The organism is Intestinimonas sp. MSJ-38, assembly GCF_018917925.1.
Lineage (GTDB): Bacteria > Bacillota > Clostridia > Oscillospirales > Butyricicoccaceae > Pseudobutyricicoccus.
The window spans coordinates 57,482-78,130 of record NZ_JAHLPO010000012.1; the positions used below are offsets into that span (position 1 = coordinate 57,482).

The 20,649-nt window shown below is 55.3% G+C and carries 19 protein-coding genes, 2 tRNA genes and 1 riboswitch; of the genes, 3 read left to right on the forward strand and 18 right to left on the reverse strand.

The window, feature by feature from the left end:
• Positions 1 to 22: 22 nt before the first annotated feature.
• From KQI26_RS08950 to KQI26_RS08990, 9 genes are all read right to left on the reverse strand, one after another.
• Positions 23 to 676 carry an HAD family phosphatase gene (locus KQI26_RS08950; RefSeq protein WP_216504149.1) on the reverse strand — a complete coding sequence of 218 codons (654 nt, stop codon included), beginning with the start codon at positions 674 to 676 and terminating at the stop codon, positions 23 to 25.
• Positions 673 to 1,311, reverse strand: coding sequence for a thiamine phosphate synthase (gene thiE, locus KQI26_RS08955; RefSeq protein ID WP_216504150.1), 639 nt, complete (start codon positions 1,309 to 1,311; stop codon positions 673 to 675). Before thiE ends, KQI26_RS08950 begins: the two co-directional genes overlap by 4 nt.
• Positions 1,298 to 2,119 carry a hydroxyethylthiazole kinase gene (gene thiM, locus KQI26_RS08960; protein WP_216504151.1) on the reverse strand — a complete coding sequence of 274 codons (822 nt, stop codon included), beginning with the start codon at positions 2,117 to 2,119 and terminating at the stop codon, positions 1,298 to 1,300. Before thiM ends, thiE begins: the two co-directional genes overlap by 14 nt.
• Before the next feature lie 70 nt (positions 2,120 to 2,189).
• Positions 2,190 to 2,294: riboswitch (TPP riboswitch) on the reverse strand.
• 53 nt (positions 2,295 to 2,347) lie between these two features.
• Positions 2,348 to 3,352: a permease gene (locus tag KQI26_RS08965; RefSeq protein WP_216504152.1), complete on the reverse strand. Its 1,005-nt coding sequence runs from the start codon at positions 3,350 to 3,352 to the stop codon at positions 2,348 to 2,350.
• A 166-nt stretch (positions 3,353 to 3,518) separates the two neighbouring features.
• Positions 3,519 to 3,601 (reverse strand) — tRNA-Leu (locus KQI26_RS08970).
• A gap of 170 nt (positions 3,602 to 3,771) precedes the next feature.
• The gene (locus KQI26_RS08975; protein WP_118747135.1) at positions 3,772 to 4,374 is read right to left on the reverse strand and encodes an AAA family ATPase; all 603 of its coding nucleotides are present in this window, start codon (positions 4,372 to 4,374) and stop codon (positions 3,772 to 3,774) included.
• On the reverse strand, positions 4,364 to 8,968 hold the full coding sequence (locus KQI26_RS08980) for a GLUG motif-containing protein (RefSeq protein WP_216504153.1): 4,605 nt from the start codon (positions 8,966 to 8,968) through the stop codon (positions 4,364 to 4,366). The genes KQI26_RS08975 and KQI26_RS08980 overlap by 11 nt, the downstream gene beginning before the upstream one ends.
• Positions 8,955 to 11,399 (reverse strand): RND family transporter, encoded by a 2,445-nt coding sequence (locus KQI26_RS08985; protein WP_216504154.1) that lies wholly within the window; start codon positions 11,397 to 11,399, stop codon positions 8,955 to 8,957. The genes KQI26_RS08980 and KQI26_RS08985 overlap by 14 nt, the downstream gene beginning before the upstream one ends.
• Positions 11,386 to 11,715, reverse strand: a complete 330-nt coding sequence (locus KQI26_RS08990) for a hypothetical protein (RefSeq protein WP_216504155.1) — start codon at positions 11,713 to 11,715, stop codon at positions 11,386 to 11,388. Before KQI26_RS08990 ends, KQI26_RS08985 begins: the two co-directional genes overlap by 14 nt.
• A gap of 176 nt (positions 11,716 to 11,891) precedes the next feature.
• Here KQI26_RS08990 and KQI26_RS08995 point away from each other — a divergent pair, with 176 nt between their 5' ends.
• Positions 11,892 to 12,500: a TetR/AcrR family transcriptional regulator C-terminal domain-containing protein gene (locus KQI26_RS08995; RefSeq protein ID WP_118747139.1), complete on the forward strand. Its 609-nt coding sequence runs from the start codon at positions 11,892 to 11,894 to the stop codon at positions 12,498 to 12,500.
• Positions 12,501 to 12,561: 61 nt separating this feature from the next.
• On the opposite strand, the gene KQI26_RS09000 is transcribed toward KQI26_RS08995, so the two are convergent.
• Positions 12,562 to 12,644: transfer RNA gene (locus tag KQI26_RS09000), tRNA-Leu, on the reverse strand.
• Positions 12,645 to 12,780: 136 nt separating this feature from the next.
• On the opposite strand from KQI26_RS09000, the gene KQI26_RS09005 reads away from it, so the two are divergent.
• Positions 12,781 to 13,614, forward strand: a complete 834-nt coding sequence (locus KQI26_RS09005) for a DNA-3-methyladenine glycosylase (RefSeq protein ID WP_216504156.1) — start codon at positions 12,781 to 12,783, stop codon at positions 13,612 to 13,614.
• A 56-nt stretch (positions 13,615 to 13,670) separates the two neighbouring features.
• Positions 13,671 to 14,264, forward strand: coding sequence for an HD domain-containing protein (locus tag KQI26_RS09010; RefSeq protein ID WP_216504157.1), 594 nt, complete (start codon positions 13,671 to 13,673; stop codon positions 14,262 to 14,264).
• A gap of 343 nt (positions 14,265 to 14,607) precedes the next feature.
• Here the strand turns inward: KQI26_RS09010 and larC are convergent, their stop codons facing one another.
• The 8 genes from larC to KQI26_RS09050 form a co-directional block, all read right to left on the reverse strand.
• The gene (gene larC, locus KQI26_RS09015) at positions 14,608 to 15,981 is read right to left on the reverse strand and encodes a nickel pincer cofactor biosynthesis protein LarC (protein ID WP_216504158.1); all 1,374 of its coding nucleotides are present in this window, start codon (positions 15,979 to 15,981) and stop codon (positions 14,608 to 14,610) included.
• 4 nt (positions 15,982 to 15,985) lie between these two features.
• Positions 15,986 to 16,744, reverse strand: coding sequence for a nickel pincer cofactor biosynthesis protein LarB (larB, locus tag KQI26_RS09020; RefSeq protein ID WP_216504159.1), 759 nt, complete (start codon positions 16,742 to 16,744; stop codon positions 15,986 to 15,988).
• On the reverse strand, positions 16,737 to 17,489 hold the full coding sequence (larE, locus tag KQI26_RS09025; RefSeq protein ID WP_216504160.1) for an ATP-dependent sacrificial sulfur transferase LarE: 753 nt from the start codon (positions 17,487 to 17,489) through the stop codon (positions 16,737 to 16,739). Before larE ends, larB begins: the two co-directional genes overlap by 8 nt.
• A gap of 13 nt (positions 17,490 to 17,502) precedes the next feature.
• Entirely contained in the window at positions 17,503 to 18,042 is a 540-nt protein-coding gene (locus tag KQI26_RS09030) for an FmdE family protein (protein WP_216504161.1), read from the reverse strand.
• A gap of 182 nt (positions 18,043 to 18,224) precedes the next feature.
• Positions 18,225 to 18,500, reverse strand: coding sequence for a DUF3841 domain-containing protein (locus KQI26_RS09035; RefSeq protein ID WP_216504162.1), 276 nt, complete (start codon positions 18,498 to 18,500; stop codon positions 18,225 to 18,227).
• Between the two features lie 55 nt (positions 18,501 to 18,555).
• Positions 18,556 to 18,765: a hypothetical protein gene (locus KQI26_RS09040; protein WP_216504163.1), complete on the reverse strand. Its 210-nt coding sequence runs from the start codon at positions 18,763 to 18,765 to the stop codon at positions 18,556 to 18,558.
• 48 nt (positions 18,766 to 18,813) lie between these two features.
• Entirely contained in the window at positions 18,814 to 19,362 is a 549-nt protein-coding gene (locus KQI26_RS09045) for a DUF308 domain-containing protein (protein ID WP_216504164.1), read from the reverse strand.
• On the reverse strand, positions 19,359 to 20,588 hold the full coding sequence (locus KQI26_RS09050) for an AI-2E family transporter (RefSeq protein ID WP_216504165.1): 1,230 nt from the start codon (positions 20,586 to 20,588) through the stop codon (positions 19,359 to 19,361). Before KQI26_RS09050 ends, KQI26_RS09045 begins: the two co-directional genes overlap by 4 nt.
• Between the last annotated feature and the right edge of the window lie 61 nt (positions 20,589 to 20,649).

The window sequence follows — 20,649 nt, forward strand, 5'->3', positions numbered from 1 at the left end:
GCCCCCGACCCGCCGCGTTCTGTCATTGAAAAGATTTCGGCACTTCCAGTGCGTCCAGACGCTCTATATAATGATCGCAAAATGCTTCCATCTCCCCTCGGTGCTCTTCTCCCGCAGGGTCCCACACCCCCACCGTCACAAAACCCGCTTCTTTGGCGGTGCGGGCCGCATGAAGAGCATCCTCAAAAACCAGGGTGCAGCAGGGTGCACTCCCCAGCTTTTCCGCCCCGGCCAGATAGATATGGGGATTTGTCTTGGGTCCATACTCCCCGCAGTCTAAGGCAAAGGAAAAATACTTCCACAGCCCCAACCGCTCCATGGCCGCCTGGGACAGCTCCTTCTGGGTGGCGCTGACGATGCCACAGGGGATTTTTTGCTGCCGCAGCTGCTCCAGCAGTACTTCGGCTCCAGGCTTGGCTGGCAGATGCTGGCGGTATTCTTCTGCCGCCAGTTCCTCCACCAGCTTCAGCACCTGCTCCACCGAAACCGCAAAGCCAAAGGTCCGGATGATGTACTCCGCCGCCTGGCGCTGATCCATGGCCTCGATGGTGCGAGCCAGATCTTCCGGGGGTTCTCCCCCCAGACGCCGTACCAGCTGAAGGGGAAGCTGCTGCCACATCTCCATGGACTGAAGCAATGTGCCGTCCAGATCAAACAAAGCCCCCTGGATCTTCACTGAATGGCCTCCTCGGTCAGCTTCCGCAGTCCGGCTGCCGCGGCCTGGGGGTCCTCCTTGGCATAAATGGCCGAAACCACCGCCACGCCGCAGATGCCGCTGCCTTTGAGGGACAGAATATTACTTTCCTTGATGCCGCCAATGGCCACCACCGGGATATCCACCGCCTGGCAAATGGCTTTCAGCATATCCAGGCTGACGGCGTCGGCATCGTCTTTGGTGCCGGTGGGGAACACCGCCCCCACCCCCAGGTAATCGGCGCCCGCTGCCTGGGCCTTGAGAGCCTGCTCCACCGTCTGGGCCGAGACCCCCAGGATCTTGTCCGGGCCGATCTTCTGGCGTACCTGTCCCGCTTCCATATCGTGCTGGCCTACATGAACGCCGTCAGCTTCGATCTCCACCGCCAGCTCCACATTGTCATTGATAAGGAAAGGCACCTGGTGCTTTTTGCAAAGCTCCTGGATCTGCCGGGCCTCCTTCTGGAATTCCTCCTGGGCCAGATCCTTTTCCCGCAGCTGCACCATGGTCACGCCCCCCAGGATGGACTGCTCCACCGCAGAATAAAGGGTACGCTCCCCCAGCCAGCTCCGGTCGGTGACGCCATAAAGCAGCAGATCTTTTTTATCGCACTTCATACCGGGCGCCCTCCATCAGCTGCTTGCCATCCATGTGATAGATGGCATCGATGATCCGGTTGCGGTAAGAGCTGTTGCCCTCGCCCTCTTCCAGACACTGGAATGCCAGCTCACCGGCCAGGCCCATCGTAACCACAGCTGCGGCGGCCGCTTCCAGAGTATGCTCCGGGTTGGCGGTGACAAAGGCCGCCGTCAGTCCGGACAGCTGGCAGCCGGTGCCGGTGATCTTCCCCATCTCCGGCCGGCCGTTGCGAATGACAAAGCACCGCTCCCTGTCCGCCACCAGATCGATGGCGCCGGTGATGGCCGCCACGCTGTCAAAACGAGCGGCCACTTCCTTGGCAAATGCAACGGCGGCCTCCAGGTTGTCCTCTGTGACGGCATCGGACAGATCGGCGTCCACACCCCGGGTCTTGCCGCTGCCCTGAGCCAGGGTCTTGATTTCGGAGATATTGCCCCGAATGACGGTAAAATGCACCTGCTCCAGCAGATCCAGCGCCGTCTTGGTGCGCAGCGTGCTGGCGCCAGCCCCTACCGGGTCCAGCACCACCGGATGGGAAAGAGCATTGGCCTTTTTCCCGGCGGCAAACATCCCCGGAATGGTACGGCTGTTCAGTGTACCGATGTTGATATTCAGGCCGCCGCAGATGGAAGTGATCTCCTCCACCTCTCCCAGGTCATCGGCCATAATGGGGCTTCCCCCGCAGGCCAACAGCACATTGGCCACATCGTTGACGGTGACATAATTTGTGATGTTGTGGATCAGGGGGGATTTTTCCCGCACATTGTCCAAACAATTACCCAGCATTTTCCTTCCTCCTTTTTCAATAAAAAAACGCCGCGGGCTTGCCCTCCGGAGAAGGCCTCCCGCGGCGAAAACCGCAAACGAATGGACTCCCTCCGTTGGCATTACCCAAATCAGGTAGCAGGTCGAAGCGCACAGCTTCCTCTCAGCCCGTTTGCGAGCTCCCTGGTCACGATATGATGTTGTTTTTTATTATAAAACCGGGTGCAAAAAATTGCAAGGATTTTGTCCTTACATTCCCAGCCAGGGCTGGAGGGCATTGAACAGATATCCCACCAGAATGATTCCCACAGTGCAGATGGCCACAAACACTCCCAGCAGCCGGGGCTTTACCGCGCGGCGCAGCATAATCAGGGAGGGCAGAGACAAGGTGGTCACCGCCATCATAAAGGAGAGCACGGTGCCCAGCATAGCCCCTTTGCCCAGCAGAGCCTGGGCCACAGGGATGGTGCCGAAGATATCAGCATACACCGGCACGCCAATGATGGTGGCCAACACCACACCCAGCGGATTTTTTCCGCCCAGCACCGTTTCCACCCAGCTCTGGGGAATCCAGTTGTGGATCAGCGCTCCAATGCCCACACCGATGAGGATATAGGGAAAGACCTTCCGGAAGGTGGAAAGCATCTGCTCTTTGGCATAAACCACCCGATCCTTTTGAGTCAGCACCGGCCCCTCGGCCTGAACAGCCACTCCCTGGCGGATAAATTCCTCCACCTGATCTTCCAGATGCAGCCGCTGGATGAGAGCGCCCCCCACCATAGCCACCACAAGCCCCAGAATCACATAAATGACCGCCACTTTGGTTCCAAAAATCCCCATCAGCAGCACCAGACTGCCCAGGTCCACCATGGGAGAGGAAATGAGAAAGGAGAAGGTCACCCCAATCGGCAGTCCCGCTCCGATAAATCCCATAAAGAGCGGAATGGAAGAACAGGAACAAAAGGGCGTCACCGTCCCTAAAAGGGCCGCCACCAGATTGGCCCCCATTCCCCGGAACCGGCCCAGGATCTTCCGGCTTCTCTCCGGCGGAAAATAGCTTTGCAGATAGGAGACCAAAAAGATCAGCAAACAAAGCAGCACTGTGATTTTGATCACATCATAGAGAAAAAAGTGCAGGCTTCCCCCTATAGGGCTGGTTGTATCCACTCCCACTTTGCTCAACCCCCGGCCAATCAGATCATTGAGCCAGGCCATTCCCAGAAGCTGATCCTGCACAAAATTCCACAAACTCATCCTGCTCCCGCCTTTCATCAATCATTTTAAATATTTCGATATGCCTATTTTATCTCTTCCCCTGGCCCTTGTCAAGAAGAAATTCACATTCTTCAATATTACCGTTTTACTTCCAAAGATGCAGAAACGAAAAAAGAGACACGACCGATTGTCGTGTCTCTTTTTCTGGTGCGGTCAACGGGACTTGAACCCGTATGGTTGCCCACACGCCCCTCAAACGTGCGCGTCTGCCTGTTCCGCCATGACCGCATGGATTAAATTAGCTTGTTTATTCTATCACACCACCCTCAAAAATGCAAGAGCTATTCCTGGGGTTTTCCAAAAAAATCTTGCCCTCTCCCTTCTCATTGGCCCGGCTTTTGAAAAAGAGGGCATCTCCCCGGATGCCCTCTTTTTTACATCAAACTCATACAGCACTTTTATAAACTCTGGTAAGCCAGACAGATCTGGTTCACTGCGGCCTCAAATTCTGTGGTACCGGTATCGATACAGAGATCATACCCATCCGGCGATCCCCAAGCCAGCCCGGTATAGGATTCATAGTATTTTTTCCGCCGCTTATCCATTTTCCGCACAAGACGCACCGCTTTTTCCCTGGTCAGGTTCTCCTGCTGCATTTTCCGTTCGATCCGCTTTTCCAAAGGGGCCCGGACAAAGGCCCGCAGCAGCTTCACCTTTTCTTCCCGCAGAACATAGTCGGCACAGCGGCCCACGAAAATACAGCTTTCCCCCTTGGCAATCTGCCGGATTTCATGGCTTTGCAGCTCAAACAGCACTTCGGAAGTGGGCAGTCCCCGGGTGACATGGTAGTTTCCCTCATGGACCGTCCGGTATAAAAACGGATTGGTCGCCCTTTCATCCGCAGACTCCATCATCTTTTCCGAGAGCTCCCCATACCGGCAAGCCAGATGGAACAAATCCTTTTCATATACCCGGATTCCCAGCCTGGAGCCTGTGCGCAGGGCGATTTCATGGCCGCCGCTTCCAAACTCCCGAGCGATACAGATGATTTTATTTTCCACTTTCCTCCACCTCTTTCGGAACCAACTGCTCTTTCACTGCATGGGGGACATCAAATGAGCCATTATGGGCAAAGTCCAGTTTCACAGACACTGTGCCCGGTGCTGCATCCTCCAGGCCGTCCACTCCGCCGCTGCAAGTACAGCTGATCTCCTGGATCCTATTTCCGCTGACCCTGACCTGCACGCTTCCAGCGGAAAGGGTTACCGGCAGCGATTCCAGCTCCGGCGCCGCCGCATAGGCCACCGCCTTCATACCGCTTTCGTCCAGTGTCAGTGTATAGAGCCAGGTGTTGTTCCCGGTATCGGTGCAGTCAAATTCCCCGTTCAGGCAAATCTGCTTCAACACTTCCAGCAATCGGGTGTAATGGGTCAGCTCGTTGTTTTCCGCAGTCAGCAGCACGCCGTTCTGATCACAGAACCTTCCCTCCGTGAAATAGACGGAAAGATCGTCCTTGCGCACACAACCGATCTTGCTGCCATCCACCTGGGCCTGGCCGTACTTCATTTTCCCATTGAGGGAAACAGGGCCACATTCCACGCCCAAATCCACATCCGCCGTAAAAGACTCTTCCTGTCCCAGTTCTTTCCACGCACTGAACAGACGGAACAAGTCTTCCGAAATGGGCGCTTGGCCTTGTATCTCTCCAGAAGAAATCGCCTCCCGCACCGGATCCGGTATGACCAATGCTTCATCCATGGTCTCAGGCTTGAGCTGGGCCTCCAGAGAGTATACCGTTTTCTCATCATCCGCCAGTGTTCCCTTGGAAACAAAACGCAAGGACCGAATCTGGTCCCCCGAAGTTGTCAGTTCAATGGTCAGCTTCTGGGTATCGGACAGATCTTCTGCCTGGTTTGGAAGCAGCACTTTCAGCAGCTTTCCGGCATTTTCCCCCTCGGCTGTCATCTGGCAGGTCACCTTTCCACCGCTGCGGCTTGTGGAGAAAGAAACGGTCTCAAAAAGCTCTGCGGCCTGCGCTGGCAGCTGTGAATAATCCGGATGGAGATCGCTGACCTTGTAGGCCTTGCCGTTTTCCAGGATAATGGCGTCATCGGCGTAATAAAGAGAAATGCCGTTGTTCTGGATGCAGGTAATTTCCTGCCCATCCACCTTCGTCCGAAGGATATCCATTTCTGTGTTGATCAGCTCGTCATCCAGCTGAAGGCTCACATCCATGGTCATGGCGCCTTCGCTCTGCCCGGCCAATTCCTGCAGCAGCTGGCAGGCCTTCTTCCCGGCGGCCAGTTTTCCACCCACCAGCACCCACAAGGCAATTATCACCAGCAAAAGGACGAGCAGCAGCGCAATCAGCCATTTCTTCTTTTTTCCGGGCTTTCTTTCCGCCTTGTCATGCTTCTTTGCTTCATTGGCGTTCTGCACCATCGCCGGTACCTTTTTCGCTCTGCGCTTTTTGATGGTCACGATCAGCAGAATCACCAGCAGCAGGGCTGCGCATCCGATGATGCACCACAGCCATACATTGGCGGCTATCACCACGGCTACATCGGTCTCGGCCTCAGGCACCGAAAAAACCAGATAACTTCCGAAAGTAGAGCAATCCGCCTTCTTCCATTTGCCATTTTCCTGCACAAACACCGAATACCCTTCGGTGGTCGCCTCCGGCGACAAATAGCGTACGGTATAGCTTTCCTGAGAAGAATCGGAACAGGAAAGATGCCACTGTTCCACCGCTGTTTTACCGCCAATCCGTTCCGGCTTTTTCTCCTGGGTGGCCGTGAGAGTGGCTTCGTCGTCAAAATCCCCCTCCATCAAAAATACCGAGCGGCCACTGGAACGAGAAGCCTGGGAGGGAAGCGCCAGGACATAGCGGACATATTCGGCCGTCACCGTTTTATCAAAGTGCAGATCCGACAGATCCTGTGTATCCCAGGAAGCATAATATCCATCTTTCACCGGGATCTCCGGAAAGACTTCCGAGCCAAAGGAATCCCCATAGGAAAAGTCATAAGACTTGATTTCCTCATCCTCCACCAAAAACCGGAGGGTGAACTGGGTCATTTGCTCGGGCAGCCCACTCACCTGGCTCAATTCCTCAAAAGTCATTGGCTCGGCTTTGCCCGTGTAACCGATGCGTCCCAGCCCGGCCAGTGTATCGGACACATAATAATTCCCGGAAAACGAACCAGTTTCTGTTCCGCAGATGGCGCCGGTACAGCGGCCGCCATCTGCGATTTCCACCAGTGCATAGCACCCGGAAACCACGGTGTTATCCTCGCTGGAACCGGTGACGCCACCGATATAGTCTCCGCCGGACAAGGTGCATTTCACAAAGCAGTTGCGAATGGTGGAGCGGCAGAGACCGGCGATACCGCCCACATAATCCCCACCGGCGCTCTCTACCTGGCCATAGCTCCCACAAGCTTTCACCGCCCCCAGGTCCATCCGGCCCACAATGCCGCCGGCATCATCCTTTTTGGCCGAAACGGTTCCCTCATTGGTGCACCCCGTCACCACAGCCAGTGTTTTGTACTGGAAATTCAGCGAACGATTGCCCTCCTTGGTCAGATCATCTTCCGGGTCAAAATCATATTCCACCGACATGGACCCCACGATGCCGGCTACATTCACATCGCCCTGCACTTCACCGCAGTTGATCCCATTGTGAATCTTGCCTGCAAACGGTTCTCCTGTGTCTTCATCGGACACATCCTCAAAGGAATCCCCGGCCTCTTTCTCCTTGGTACTAGTGATTTCCTGCTGCATCAGATCGGTAATGATGCCAATTTGATTGTTGATGGCCTGCATGTCCCCCAGCAATGTGTCGGATGCAGAAGTCAGGCTGCTGTTCAAGCTGTCGGCATTTCCGATCATCTGGGAAAGCGCTGTATCCAAAGCATCCCCATGGCTGGTGATGCTGCTGTCCACCGGAGTAAAGGCAATGGCCGGTTCATCCGCCAATGTTGTTATGATTTCATTCAACTGATCTATGCTGGTTCTCAATGAACTTAACGCATCATTCAGCTGTGCGTTTGCATCCCCCAGGTCTTTCAAAGCCGCAACACCTGTCGCTCCCATCTGGGTCAGGTAACTTCTGGCCCTGTCGCCGTGGCTGAGAGCACTGCTCAGGGCATCGTTTGCCTTTTGCCCATCCTCCCCAGCGGCCTTCAGTTCGTTCAGCAAGCTGTTGATGGTCTCCTCGGTTATATCTGTATCGCTGCCCAGTATCTTCTGCGCCATCTCCCAGGCCGACTGCAAATGTCTGATGCAGCTTTTCCCATAATCGGCGGCCTGCTGCAAATTCTGGGAGGCCTGTTCCAGTTCTGCCACGGCCGCAGCACCCTGGGCATCGGCAACATCCACTTTACCGATGGCCTGCTGCAACAGGTCCGACGCTTTTTGCAGATAGGAAATAGACTGCGAAACATTGTTCAAAACCGGTTCGGTCTGGCTGATCACCCAAGAGACCCGCGCAGAAAGATCGTTGATCTGCCCGATGTTCTCATTGCCCCACTGGGTAAGGGCCCCGCTCAAACTGCTCACCGCATCCTTTGCGGCGCTCACATTGTCTGACAAACTGTCAAAGCTGCTGGAGATGGTGTGGGAGCTGCTTTGGGTATGGGCCGTCACCTGATCGGTCAGCCCTTGCAGCGTATCCAGTTCTGCCCACAATTTATCCAGCAGATCCTCTGTATAGCGTAAGGTCATCTGAGGCTCCAGCTGTCCGGCGATGCCGCCCACATCTTTGCGGCCCTTGACAATGCCATCGTTGCGGCAACTGTCCTGATAGCCGGACTGCCGCCCTACGATACCGCCCACATTGTAACCCATGTGCTCGTATCCCACATTGCCTCCATTGGTACAGCTTTGGATCACACCGCTGGAAAAACCGGCAATACCGCCGATATCAGTACCAGCGGGCACGCTCTCTGTGGTGCCCAGCAAAGAAAGGTCCGACAAATCCGCCGACACTTCCACAGCCGTGGTGTTGATTTCCCCATCGTTGCGGCACTGGATCAGGCTTCCGGTATTCTGCCCGGCCAGGCCGCCCACATAGTGCTTGCCGGTCACTGTGCCCTGGAACCGGCAGTCGATCAGCTGGCCGGTGGTCTCATTGAGCCCCACAAGGCCGCCTACCAGATCGTCCCCCTTCACGGCGCCTTCAAAGGAACAGTCCGCCACCTTGCCGTAGTTGGTGCCAGCGATACCGCCGATGGTATCGCTGGTGCCGCTGGGCGTCACCAGTCCCACCACCTTCAGGCGATTCACCACGGCAGTTTTCTGCAATGTGCCGAAAAGCCCGGCGTTGGAGTCCTCCCCCGTAAGGGAAAATCCGCTGATGGTGTAGTCGTTGCCCTCAAAAGTGCCGCCGAAGGTGGGAATGGGCAGAAAGCCCTCCGCTTGCTCATCCAAAGCGATATTCTGATCCAGAACCACGGTTTTCCCCTGGGACCAGGTGTCCAAACGGCAATTCTCTGCCAGATCGCGCAGATCGTCCTGCGATTGAATGTGAATGGCGCCGCCCCCGGCTCCACCGGCAAAGGTCAGCGCAGGGAACAAAAGGCTCACCCACAGAGCTGCGGCCAGAACGGCGGCCATCCTCCGCATCTTTCCCTTGTTCTTGTTATTCCGCTTCATCTTTGTCCTCCTCCGATACAGCGCCTGAGATCAGGTTGAGGTCCACCTCGCCGTCCACAGCAGCGTGCACAATTCCGATGACCGTGCCGCGGATCTCGCCCTGCACCATACCATCCACCCGAACGCGCCCACGGCCGCTGTGCTTCTTGGCCACATTGGGCATTTCAAAGGCGGTCATATCCACGATTTTGCCGCCCACCAGCAGGATCTGGGGCAACACAAACATAACCAGCAAAATGGAAATGATGGTGCCGCGTCCCAGATTCTGGCCAATGCCGGTGATGGAGGGAGTGGAGGTCATCAGACCGATCAAAGTACCGGCCACCGCCAAAATGGTGCCCGATGTAATGATGGTGGGGAAAGCAAAATTCATGGTCTCGATGATGGCATCCCGATGATGCATCTGCCCTTTCAGCTCCTGGTAGCGGTTGGCCACCACAATGGCATAGTCGATATTGGCGCCCATTTGAATGGAACTCACCACCAGATAACTCATGAAGAACAAGGGCTGATCCAGAATATACGGCATAGAGAAGTTGATCCAGATGCTGCCCTGAATCACCAAAATGAGCAGCACTGGCATTCCCGCAGACTTGAAGGTGAACAGCAGTACCACCAGCACAATCAGAATGGATACCACGCTGACCACCAGATTGTCCCGTGCAAATGCCTTCTGGAAATCGTATTCCGTGGTGGAATTGCCGGCCACATACACCTCTTCGCCGGGGTAATATTTCTGGGCCACTTCCTCAATGGTATCGAGAAACTGATAGGTTTTCTCACCGCTCTCCGGCAGCGTCAGATATACCAGCATCCGGCTGTAATCGGTGCCCTGCAGCTGGTCTTTAGCCGCTGTCATCTGGGTGTAGGCCTGGTTCAGCATTTCGGTCTGTTCTTCATCCAGCGTCACAATGCCGGAATCCACCTGATCGCAGACAAAGAGGAACATATCGATCAAAGGCACTTTATAGCCGTCCAAATTGCCCAAAATTTGGCCGTATTCTTCCTGCTCTGCGGCATAGGCTCCATAAACCAACTGGGCCACCTCATAATCCAGTCCGGCCAGTTCGGCAAATTCCCGGGGCGTCAGTTGATCGGCCAGGGTATAGCCGCCCATGGCTTCCACATTGGCGATGCCCATGGCATGGTCCACCTCATCGTACTGCCCCAGATCGGAGAGAATGGCGGCCTCCTTTTCATAATCCCCTGCGGGCACCATGAGAGCCAGCATATTGGTGGAAGAGAAATTGTCGCGGATCATGTTTTTGGCGATCTGCGTCTCGTTCTGCACCGGCGTTTCCAGCGAGCTTTCCCCGTAGGCATAAGGACACTTCTGGCTGAGAGGAAAAGCGATCACAACGGCGATCGCAAACAGAACCGGCACAATAAAGCGGGTCTTATAAGCAAACTTGCCCACAAAAGGGATCTTTGGCACGAAATTGCGGTGTTCGGTCCGGTCCATCAGCGGCCCGAACAACATCAGAAGGCCCGGCATGACAACAAACACGGACAACAGCGCAAACAGAATAGATTTGACCAGGCAAATGGCCATATCCGAGCCAATGCGGAACTGCATGAACATCATAGCCACCAAGCCGCCCACCGTTGTCAAGCTGCTGGCTCCAATTTCCGGAATGGCTTTGCTCAGGGAAACGATGGCGGCCTCCCGAATGGGAAGGGTCTGATGCTCCTCCTTATAGCGGTTGCAGAAAATCACCGCATAATCCAGCGACAGCGCCAACTGCAAAATGCTGGTCACCGAATCGGACACAAAGGAAATCTTACCCAACAGGAAATTGGTGCCCAGATTCATGATCATGGCCACCACAAAAGTGAGTATCAGCACCGGCACCTCGGCATAGGTCTGGGATGTGAACAGCAGCACCAGCACGATGATCACCGCCACATAAACCATGATCACACGAACCTCGCTGTCAATGGCCTCCTGCTGAGCGTTGCCAAGCTCCGTGGAGACATAAACATCATAAGGCGAAAGAGCGGACTTGATGGCCTCCAGACTTGTAAGGCATTCCGCATCCGACTCATCGTAGTCGAAGGTAACGGCATACAGTGCAGACGCATTGTTATAATGGTCCTGGGTGTTGTCGTACTCCACCCCCTGTACTCCGTTGATCCCGGCGATCTGATCTTTCAGTTTCTCGGCCTTGTCCTGCGAAATATTCGCCACCATAATCTGGGCACTGCCGTAAGTGATGAACTGATCCTCCATGATGTCCAGGGCCTGCCGGGTCTCCGAATCCTCCGGCAGATAGGCCGCCAGTTCGCTCTCCACCTCCACCCAGTTGCGGGAAAAAGCCGAGAAAATCAACATAATGATGGTAAGCAGGAAAAATAGGTTCCTTTTATCCACAATGAAGGTGGAAAGCTTGGTCATAAAGCTGTTTCCCACCTTGTTCTCATTTTCCGGCATTGGTTTGCTCTCCTCCCTTCCCGGCGGTTATTTTTTCTCCATGCCACAGCATGGTATTTTTCCCATTCTGCAAGGTGCCGGAGAGCGTATCCCCCTCCAGTTTCAACACCGAAACACATTCCAGATCGCTGACCCGGGTGCGCAGATGATGGAACAGCTGCAGCAAATGTGCTCCGGTCCATCGGCCCTGCACGGTGTTTTTCTCACCCACCAGGGTGATCCACCCAGATACCGCTCCTTCTTTTCCGCCTTCCAGTTGAAGAGTGCCTTCCCGGGGGCCAAGCTGACTTTCCAAGACGATTCTGTACTCTTCCATCCCATCTTCCTCCTTTGTTCTGCAGGCGTTTGCTTTCATACTATCCGCCTTTTGCGATGGATGCAAAGGGCAAAAACACCCCAGGTGTCAAAATTCTGACATCTGGGGCCATCTGACCGATAGAAGAAGCCGGGAGAATATGCTATACTGTAAATTGAGGAGGTGGCGCATTTATCATGAATCAAAAAAATGTTTCTGTTTCCGAACAGACCAAACGGGAGCTGGCCGCCGCCCTGAAAGAAGCGATGGCACAAAAGCCATTGGATAAAATTACGATCTCCGAACTGACAAGCGCCTGCAGCATCCGGCGTCAGAGCTTCTATTATCATTTTGAGGACATCTATGACCTGCTGCGTTGGATGTTCGAAAAGGAAGCCATCTCCCTGCTTCGTCACCAGGAAGGATCTCTGCTGTGGAAAGAAGGGCTGCTTCAGCTGTTTCACTATCTGGAAGAAAATCGGGCCGTATGCCTGTGTGCGCTGCGCTCCATGGGCCGCGATCACATGAAACGCTTTTTTGAATCGGACATCTATGCCATTATCCATCTCACCATTGAACAGCTTGCCGACGAAATCGGCCAGGGCCGCCATCTGGATTCCTTTGTGGATGTGGAAACACTGACTCATTTTTATGTGGTCGCTCTGACCGTCATGATGGAAAGCTGGCTGCTGGGGGAAATCGACCGGACACCGGAAGAGCTGATCCACTTTGCCGACACCATTTTGAACGATCAGATCCGCGGGGCCTCTGCCCGGCTAACCGATGCAGCCTCTCACCATGCCTGAAATAGCCTCGGAACATAAAAAAAGAACCTGCTTTTGACTTTGGTCAAAAGCAGGTTCTTTTTGGTACGGGTAGTGGGGGTCGAACCCACACGGTTGCCCACAGGAACCTAAATCCTGCGCGTCTGCCAATTCCGCCATACCCGCATACAAAGCTTATACAGCATATCACAAACCCCCGCCTTCGTCAATGGAGAGTCCTGTTGCCCAAAAGAGCCGGATATGCTACAATTCTGTTCAGATTTGCCCTCCCATACAGCCCAAAGAGAGGAACCACAGCCCTATGATACAGCCAATTTATCACGACAACACCGTCCAGATCCTTTTGGATTTTCCCTTCTCCCTGGAGCATATCTTTACCTGCGGCCAATGCTTCCGCTGGCAGGAGTCCCCTCGGGGCGGTTATGTGGGCGTGGCCTTGGGACGCCCCACCCGGATATGGACCCATCAGGGCTCCCTTTTTCTCCGGAGTTCAGCCCAGGATTTTGAGGAAGTGTGGCGGAACTATTTCGATCTGGACCGGGACTATCAGGCCATGACCCAGGATTTTCTCGTCAATCCCTTTATGGAAAAGGCGGTGGCCTATGGGGAAGGACTGCGCATCCTCCGTCAGGATTCCTGGGAGACCCTGATCTCCTTTCTGATTTCCCAGTGTAACCGCATCCCCCGCATCCAGGCCATTCTGGATCGGCTGTGCCGGGCCTTCGGCGACCCGGTGGAGCTGGAAGGGGAGACTTTGTACACCTTTCCCTCTCCCCAGACTTTGGCCGGTCTTACCCTGGAAGAGCTGGCCTTTCTGCGGGCCGGATACCGAGCCCCCTATCTGCTCTCCGCGGTCCAGGCCATCACAGAAGGCCGCTTCTCTTTGGAACAGGTCTCTCTTCTCCCTACGCCCCAGGCCCGGATTGCTTTGATGGAGCTTCCCGGTGTGGGACGAAAGGTGGCCGACTGCATCCTGCTCTTCGGTCTGGGGCGTCTGGAAGCCTTTCCGGTGGATACCTGGATGAAAAAGGCCGGCTCCTTTTATCCCCAGCCGGAGGAATTCGGCCCTTATGCCGGGGTGGCCCAGCAATACATCTTCCACTATGCCCGCTCTACCGGCCTTTCTCCGCATTGACTTTCCCCGCCCCATGGGGTATAGTGGACAAAATACTCAAAAATGGAGATGATTTTTTGGAAAGCCAACGCTTTTCCCAGCAGCTGACCTTTCTCACCCAAGTGGACAAGATGAAAAATATACTGCGCCAGACCCTTCTGGCCGATGGTTCCCGCCGGGAGACCGACGCCGAACATTCCTGGCACTTTGCCCTGATGGCCATGGTGCTTTATGAATACTGCGCCCTTCCCCATGTGGATCTGAACCGAGTGCTGAAAATGGCCCTGGTCCACGATCTGGTAGAAATCTATGCCGGAGACACCTTCTGCTATGACCAGGCCGCCAACCAGGACAAAGCTCTGCGGGAAAAGGAATCCGCCGACCGTCTTTTCGCCCTCCTGCCGGAAGATCAGGGCGTGGAATACCGGAAGCTGTGGGAGGAATTCGACGCCATGGAGACCTCCGACGCCCGCTATGCCGCGGCCATTGACCGTCTCCAGCCTCTGATCAACAACCTGTTGACAGAAGGGCACACCTGGAAACTGGGGAATGTGGCTGCAGCCCAGGTCTATGAGCGAATGGACCCCATCCGCACGGCTGCCCCGGCCCTGTGGCCTTTTGTGGAAAAATCCATCCAGGAATCGGTGGAAAAAGGCTATCTGCGCCCCTGAAAACAGGCAGAACTTCAAAATCCCCGCAGCTTGCGCTGCGGGGATTGAGCGTGTCGAAAAAGTGGCTTAGGCCACTTTTTCGAGTTTTTGCAAGGGGCTGGCGGAGTGCCTCCGCTCCCATACTGCGCTCCCGCGCTGGGCAGGTCCGATGCAGAAAGGCAAAGAAAGTATGGCCGTCCGGCCACCGGACCAGCGGGGCGCCCCGCCCTTGAGAAGTGCAAAAAGCCACGCACAGGTCGCGGCTTTTTGCGGATTTATAGAGGTAGGGCGGGCGACCCTTTTCGTTATATAGGTTTTTCGACAGTCTGAATCCCCGCAGCTTGCGCTGCGGGGATTTTTTGCTTTATTTCTTTTTCTCCACCATGGCCCGGGCCTGACGCAAGCTGACGCCCTCCCGAATGGCCAAAGCGGCCAGATCTTCATATTCGTATTTGCTCCGCTCAGTGCCATAACCCTGCGCCGTTTTCTCCCCGATGGTTCCCCAAGGGGTCTCCACCTGCTCCATCTGACGCTTCAAGGTGTAGCGGCCCATGTGGCTTTCCCGCACCCCCAGGGTAGTGGTATGGCGGAAAATCTGCTCCACCATCTTCTCCCGATCCTCCGGGCGGCACATCACCCGCAGCAAAATGCCCGGCCGGGACTTTTTCATGCTGATGGGCAGGGTGTATACATCCAAAGCTCCCGCTTCAAAAAGCCGGTCCATGGCAAAGCCCATTTCTTCCCCTGTCATGTCGTCCATGTTGCAGGAAAGCTCCACAATCTGTCCGGCCTCTTCCTGGGTCTCTCCCCAAAGGACCCGGACACAGTTGGCCGCTTCAAAATCCTTTTTGCCCATGCCATAACCCACCTTTCGGATGCGCATCACCGGCATATCTCCAAAACGGGTGGCGAAATGCTTCAGCAACGCGGCGCCGGTGGGAGTGCACAGTTCCCCTTGGATCTTTCCCCCGTAAATGGGCACATCCTCCAGGATATAGGCTGTGGCCGGAGCGGGCACCGGCAGAACACCATGGGCACAGCGCACCTTTCCGCTGCCCACATGGACCGGAGATGCCACCACCTGCTCAGGGGCCAGCTCGGCCATGAGCATACACACCGCTGTGATATCGGCCACGGCATCCAGGGAACCTACCTCATGGAAATGGATCTGTTCCACCGGCACCCCATGAGCCCGGCTTTCCGCCTGGGCAATCAGCCCGTAAACCGCCAGCACATCCTCTTTCACCTTTTCCGGCACATCCAGATGCCCCACGATATGGGCAATGTCTGCCATGCCGCTGTGATGATGGTGTCCATGGCCATGCTCATGGCTATGGCCGTGCTCATGATCGTGGCTATGCTCGTGATCATGGCTATGCTCGTGATCGTGGCCGTGCTCATGATCGTGGCTGTGCTCATGATCGTGGCCGTGTTCATGATCGTGGCCGTGTTCATGATCGTGGCTGTGCTCATGATCGTGGCCGTGCTCATGATCGTGGCCGTGCTCATGATCGTGCACATCCTGGCTTGTTTCCTCCTGGCCATGAACACTCACCGAAAAATGAGTACCGGTGATGCCGCATTTCACCGAAGGCTCCACCTTGGCTTCCACACCGGGAATGCCCAGAGCGGCAAAACGGCGAAGAAAATCTTCCTTCTGAGGTACCAGTTCCAACAAAGCGGCGGCCAGCATATCCCCGGCCGCGCCCATTCCGCAGTCCAAATACAGGGTTTTCATAGATCTATTCTCCTTTTTTCTCCATATGATTGATCATACTAGCCAGATATCCTGCGCCGAAGCCATTGTCGATATTGACCACCGACACCCCGCTGGCGCAGGAATTGAGCATGGACAACAGGGCCGTCAGGCCGTGGAACGATGCCCCGTACCCCACGCTGGTGGGTACGGCGATCACCGGACAATCGGCCAGACCGCCGATGACGCTGGCCAGCGCCCCCTCCATACCAGCGATGGCAATGATGACGCTGGCCTCCATGATATCCTCCAGATGGGCCAGGGTGCGGTGAATTCCCGCCACGCCCACATCATACAGCCGCATCACTTTATTTCCCAGCACCTGAGCGGTGAGGGCCGCCTCCTCCGCCACGGGAATATCACTGGTGCCGCCGGTGGCCACCAAAATGGTGCCCAATCCATAAGGCTCCGGCATGGGGCCCACAATGGCCACCCGAGCATCGGCATGATAGGAAAGCTCATGGCTTTTGGCCAGCTCCTGGGCACTTTCCGGGGAAAGGCGGGTGATGAGCACGGTCTCCTGGCCGTTTTTCTTCATCACATCCAGGATTCCCGCCATCTGCTGGGGGGTCTTTCCCGCACCATAGATCACTTCTGCGGTGCCCTGCCGGGCTTTCCGGTGAAGATCCACCTTGGCAAAGCCAATATCTTCAAAGGGAGCGGTTTTCATCTGGAGCATGGCCTGCTCCACCGAAATCTCCCCTTGGCGCACTCCCTCCAGCACCTGTCTGATTTCTTTATTCATGGCGCACCTCCAGATCCAGCACCACGCTGGGATAGTATTCTTTCAGCTTGCAAAGCACCTTCTGCCGCTCCTGTAGCAGCTTGGGAAGCTGACTGGCCGGCAGCTGCAATTTGGCCCCGCCCTCCGGCGTCATACGCACCCGGAAATCGGAAAAGCCCAGGGAAAAGAGAAAATCCTCCCCTTCTTCGGTGCGCCGCAGCATCTCCTTTGTGATGGAAGTGCCGGTGGGGATCCGGGTGGCCAGGCAAGCGTATGCTGGCTTATCCCAGGTGAAAAGCCCGGCCTCTTTGGAAAGGCGGCGTATGGCATCCTTGGTCAGGCCGCACTCCCGCAAAGGCGAGCGCACCGAAAGTTCCCGCAAGGCCCGCATCCCCGGCCGGTCTCCTGCATCGTCCGAGGCATTGGTGCCATCAATGAGAAGGGTGTAGCCATCTTTCTTGGCCTCTTCTATGATCCTTTGGAAGATGGCCTTTTTGCAGTGATAACACCGCTCCGGAGAGTTTTCCGCCACCAGAGGATCTTGCAGCACATCCACCGGCAGCGTAGTCATGGGCACGCCCTGTTCTTTGGCCAGACGAAGGGCATCCTGCCATTCAAAATCGGGCTGAAAGGGACTTTTCACATAATAGGCCCGCCAATCCTTCCCCCATACTCCGGCGGCATACAGCAGATAGGCCGAATCCACTCCTCCGGAAAAAGCCAATGCTCCCCCAGGATTTTTCTGGAAAAATTCCTGCAATATCATGCTTTCTTTCCCCCTATACCCGGAATCGATCATACTGGCTGCGGCAATCGGGGCAAAGCCATTTTCCGTTCTGCAAGATCAACCAGCCTTCGCCGGTCTCTTCCCCGCAGCCATCGCACAAACGGCTGCCTGTCACCTGGGCCCGTAAGGGCAGGGGGATACGGGTCTCCCCCACCAGAAACAGCTCTTCCGGCTCTTTGCTCTGGTAGTAGGCAAAGGATTCCTCCCGGCTCATGGAATCAGGACGGGGCCGGAGCGAAAGGCGCACCGACCGGCCACTTGTCCGGTTATAAAAGGAAAAGGCCTGTTTCCCCGTGATGTGAAACAACAGATTTCCCTTCCCCATGCTGCATCCCAGCAGCACCTGAATGGCGTCCACACTGCAGGAGTCATTTTCTGCAATACACACCACCTGCTCATCGTCGGAAAAGGTCAATTCCAGCAGCTTTATGGCATATTGGGCCGCTTTGTATCCAATGGTCAGCCCGCCGCATTCATGGCCGTGAAAATCCACGCACCGCTGCCAATCGCTCCGCTCAGTTTGTTTTACCATATTTTCCCTCTTCTCAAAACACAAAAAGGCACACGGCTTTAAAAAGTGCCGCGTGCCTTCAGACACACCTGTTTTCTAAAATCAACGGATGGGTTGCCGTGTTTTCTGATTTTGGCAGATTTGCCTTTTGACCGCTTCAGCGGCCTGCTTCTTTTCGATGATACCAATTTTCTCCGGCCATGTCAACCATCACAGACTTCTATCCACTCCCGCCGCAGTTCCCATAAAGCGGCTTGGGCCATATCCCCCGGGCGGGGAGGACAAGTGAACAACCGCATCCAACTGTCGACGATCTTTCGGCGAAGAAGGGGATAAAAATTGCCCTTATCCGAATCGATGAGAGCACTTTCGCTGGCAATACCATAACGCTCCAACTCAGCATTATGGCCTCTTCTTTGACCATATACCGGCCACAGCGCTCTGGCTCTTCCAATACAGCAGGATGCTGCCGGGTCCACACCGTTCGCTCCCGGGACATCTTACTCTCTCCCCTTTTCCACTCAGCCTGTGGCATTACTGAGCGATCTCTTTCTCCTCATCCTGCTCCAGCATTTCATCCAGCTGCTCATCCAGCTCCTGGGCCTCTGAAAGCTCCCCAGCCTTCTTCTTTCTATGAATCAGCCGGCCGGCCACAACGGCGCACATCGCCATCACTGCGGCCACACCACAGAGCACACCGATAATCACATTTTTGTAAGGGCAAGTTTTGATCTTTGTTTTCATGGTTTTTTCCTCCCTAATTGATCGTTCTTTCTCAGATGGATGTACCTATCACAAATAAAAGGAATTAAAAAACAAAGCGCTGAGAATGGCATCCACTCCCCGCAAAACCAACTGACCTCCCACCAGCAGCCCCACCAGGGTCATGGCCGTGATGGGCTGGAAGATAGCTGCCAGCCCCAGCAGAACCTGAAGGATCCCCAAGGCCATAAACGCCAGCCAGCCACTGATCTGAAACTGATGCAGCTCCAGACCGCGCAGGAAGGTGGTCACACCGATAAACAAAATCCATACACTAAAGAGCACCGGCACTGTCACCACGGTGATCCACCGGTTAAAAAGCACCAACAGTCCCAGAAGCAGGGTGATGATGGCATTGAGCAGAGTACCGCCCAAACCGCAGAACATCCCCCGCAGCCGGCTGTAAACCGCCAGCTCTGCCAGACTGTTGCCGATGAGCATCAGCGCCAGAAACACCGACACCACCCGCAGGGCTCCGCCGGGATTGAAGGCCACCAGCACCCCGGCCAGCACCAACAGAAAGCCGCCGCACAGCCACAAAATCCGATACAGCCTATTGTTTTTTCCCAGCGTCCTCACACTCCCTTCCCCGGTGGATCTTTGGGTTTCTTCTTTCTTCTGGGCATCACCGGCGGATTGACTGCCGTCAGAGCCTTGGCCTTATCGCCATAACGGCGCTTGAGTCTGCCGTACACATCTTCCCGCAGCAGGGCATAGATCACTGAGCTGATGGGGATAAAGAGCAGCATCCCTGGAATACCCATGGCGTTGCCGCCCACAGTCACGGCCACCAGCACCCAAATGGAAGGTAGACCTACGGAATTGCCCACCACATGGGGATAAATCAAATTACCCTCCAGCTGCTGGAGCACAAAAAACAGCACGATAAACCACAGGGCCTTCATGGGGTCCACCATCAAAAGGAGGAAATCCCCCACCATCAGCCCGATCATAGCCCCGAAAATGGGGATCAGGGCGGTGAAGGCAACGAGCACGCCGATGAGCAGTGCATAGGGGAAGCCCAGAAGAGTCAGAGCCACAAAGAACATTGCGCCCAAAATACAGGCCTCCAGACACTGTCCGGACAAAAACCGGGCAAAGGTCAAGCTGGACAAAGAGGCAATGTGCAAAAATCGCTGCACCACTTTTTCCGGCAGGAAAGCATAAAGCAGCTGCTTACACTGGCGGCCCAGCTTTTCCTTCTGCATCAGCACATAGAAGGAAAAAATCAGCGCCAGGAAGAAATTGACCACTTTTCCGGCCACACTGGTGGCCACACCGATGGTGGAGGTGACCACCTGGGAACCGGCCGAGCGCAGCCATGTACCGGCTTTCTGAATGATTTCATCCCAATCCAGCTGGATCTCCGCCAATCGCTGGGCGATGTCAGGATATCGGTCCCCCAGCTTATAGGCCCAGCGCTGCAAAGCCTGGAAGGCCACCTGGCTCTGCTCGATCACCGCGCCGATGGTATCCACCAAGGCGGGCACCACCTGGAAAAAGACGAAAAACAGCACGCCTACCACCAAAATCAGCGTAACAACCAAACTGATGGCCCGGCGGTTTTTGTAAATATAATTTTTGGGATCTTTGATCCATCTCTCAATGACCCGAATCTCGATAAAACGCATGGGAACATTGAGCACAAAGGCCATGCAGGCCCCCAGCACAAAGGGGAACACATAGCCAAAGAGCTTCTGCAATCCGGCGGCAATCATTTCCCATCGCTGGAAGGCGGCATAGAGCAAGACAGTAAAGGCGATGATCCCCAGGATCTTTTTCATGTTGTCTCGATTCAGCTCCACAGAATCCCCCCATATGCCAAAGAAAGGCAAAAATTCATACCCACTGTTCCTTTGCTGTCAG

Excerpts from the sequence above, each read along its gene's own strand:
- thiE (WP_216504150.1), bottom strand. The coding sequence starts at position 1,311 with ATGAAGTGCGATAAAAAAGATCTGCTGCTTTATGGCGTCACCGACCGG.
- thiM (WP_216504151.1), bottom strand. The coding sequence starts at position 2,119 with ATGCTGGGTAATTGTTTGGACAATGTGCGGGAAAAATCCCCCCTGATC.
- KQI26_RS08965 (WP_216504152.1), bottom strand. The coding sequence starts at position 3,352 with ATGAGTTTGTGGAATTTTGTGCAGGATCAGCTTCTGGGAATGGCCTGG.
- KQI26_RS08980 (WP_216504153.1), bottom strand. The coding sequence starts at position 8,968 with ATGAAGCGGAATAACAAGAACAAGGGAAAGATGCGGAGGATGGCCGCC.
- KQI26_RS08985 (WP_216504154.1), bottom strand. The coding sequence starts at position 11,399 with ATGCCGGAAAATGAGAACAAGGTGGGAAACAGCTTTATGACCAAGCTT.
- KQI26_RS08990 (WP_216504155.1), bottom strand. The coding sequence starts at position 11,715 with ATGGAAGAGTACAGAATCGTCTTGGAAAGTCAGCTTGGCCCCCGGGAA.
- KQI26_RS08995 (WP_118747139.1), top strand. The coding sequence starts at position 11,892 with ATGAATCAAAAAAATGTTTCTGTTTCCGAACAGACCAAACGGGAGCTG.
- KQI26_RS09005 (WP_216504156.1), top strand. The coding sequence starts at position 12,781 with ATGATACAGCCAATTTATCACGACAACACCGTCCAGATCCTTTTGGAT.
- larC (WP_216504158.1), bottom strand. The coding sequence starts at position 15,981 with ATGAAAACCCTGTATTTGGACTGCGGAATGGGCGCGGCCGGGGATATG.
- larB (WP_216504159.1), bottom strand. The coding sequence starts at position 16,744 with ATGAATAAAGAAATCAGACAGGTGCTGGAGGGAGTGCGCCAAGGGGAG.
- larE (WP_216504160.1), bottom strand. The coding sequence starts at position 17,489 with ATGATATTGCAGGAATTTTTCCAGAAAAATCCTGGGGGAGCATTGGCT.
- KQI26_RS09030 (WP_216504161.1), bottom strand. The coding sequence starts at position 18,042 with ATGGTAAAACAAACTGAGCGGAGCGATTGGCAGCGGTGCGTGGATTTT.
- KQI26_RS09040 (WP_216504163.1), bottom strand. The coding sequence starts at position 18,765 with ATGAAAACAAAGATCAAAACTTGCCCTTACAAAAATGTGATTATCGGT.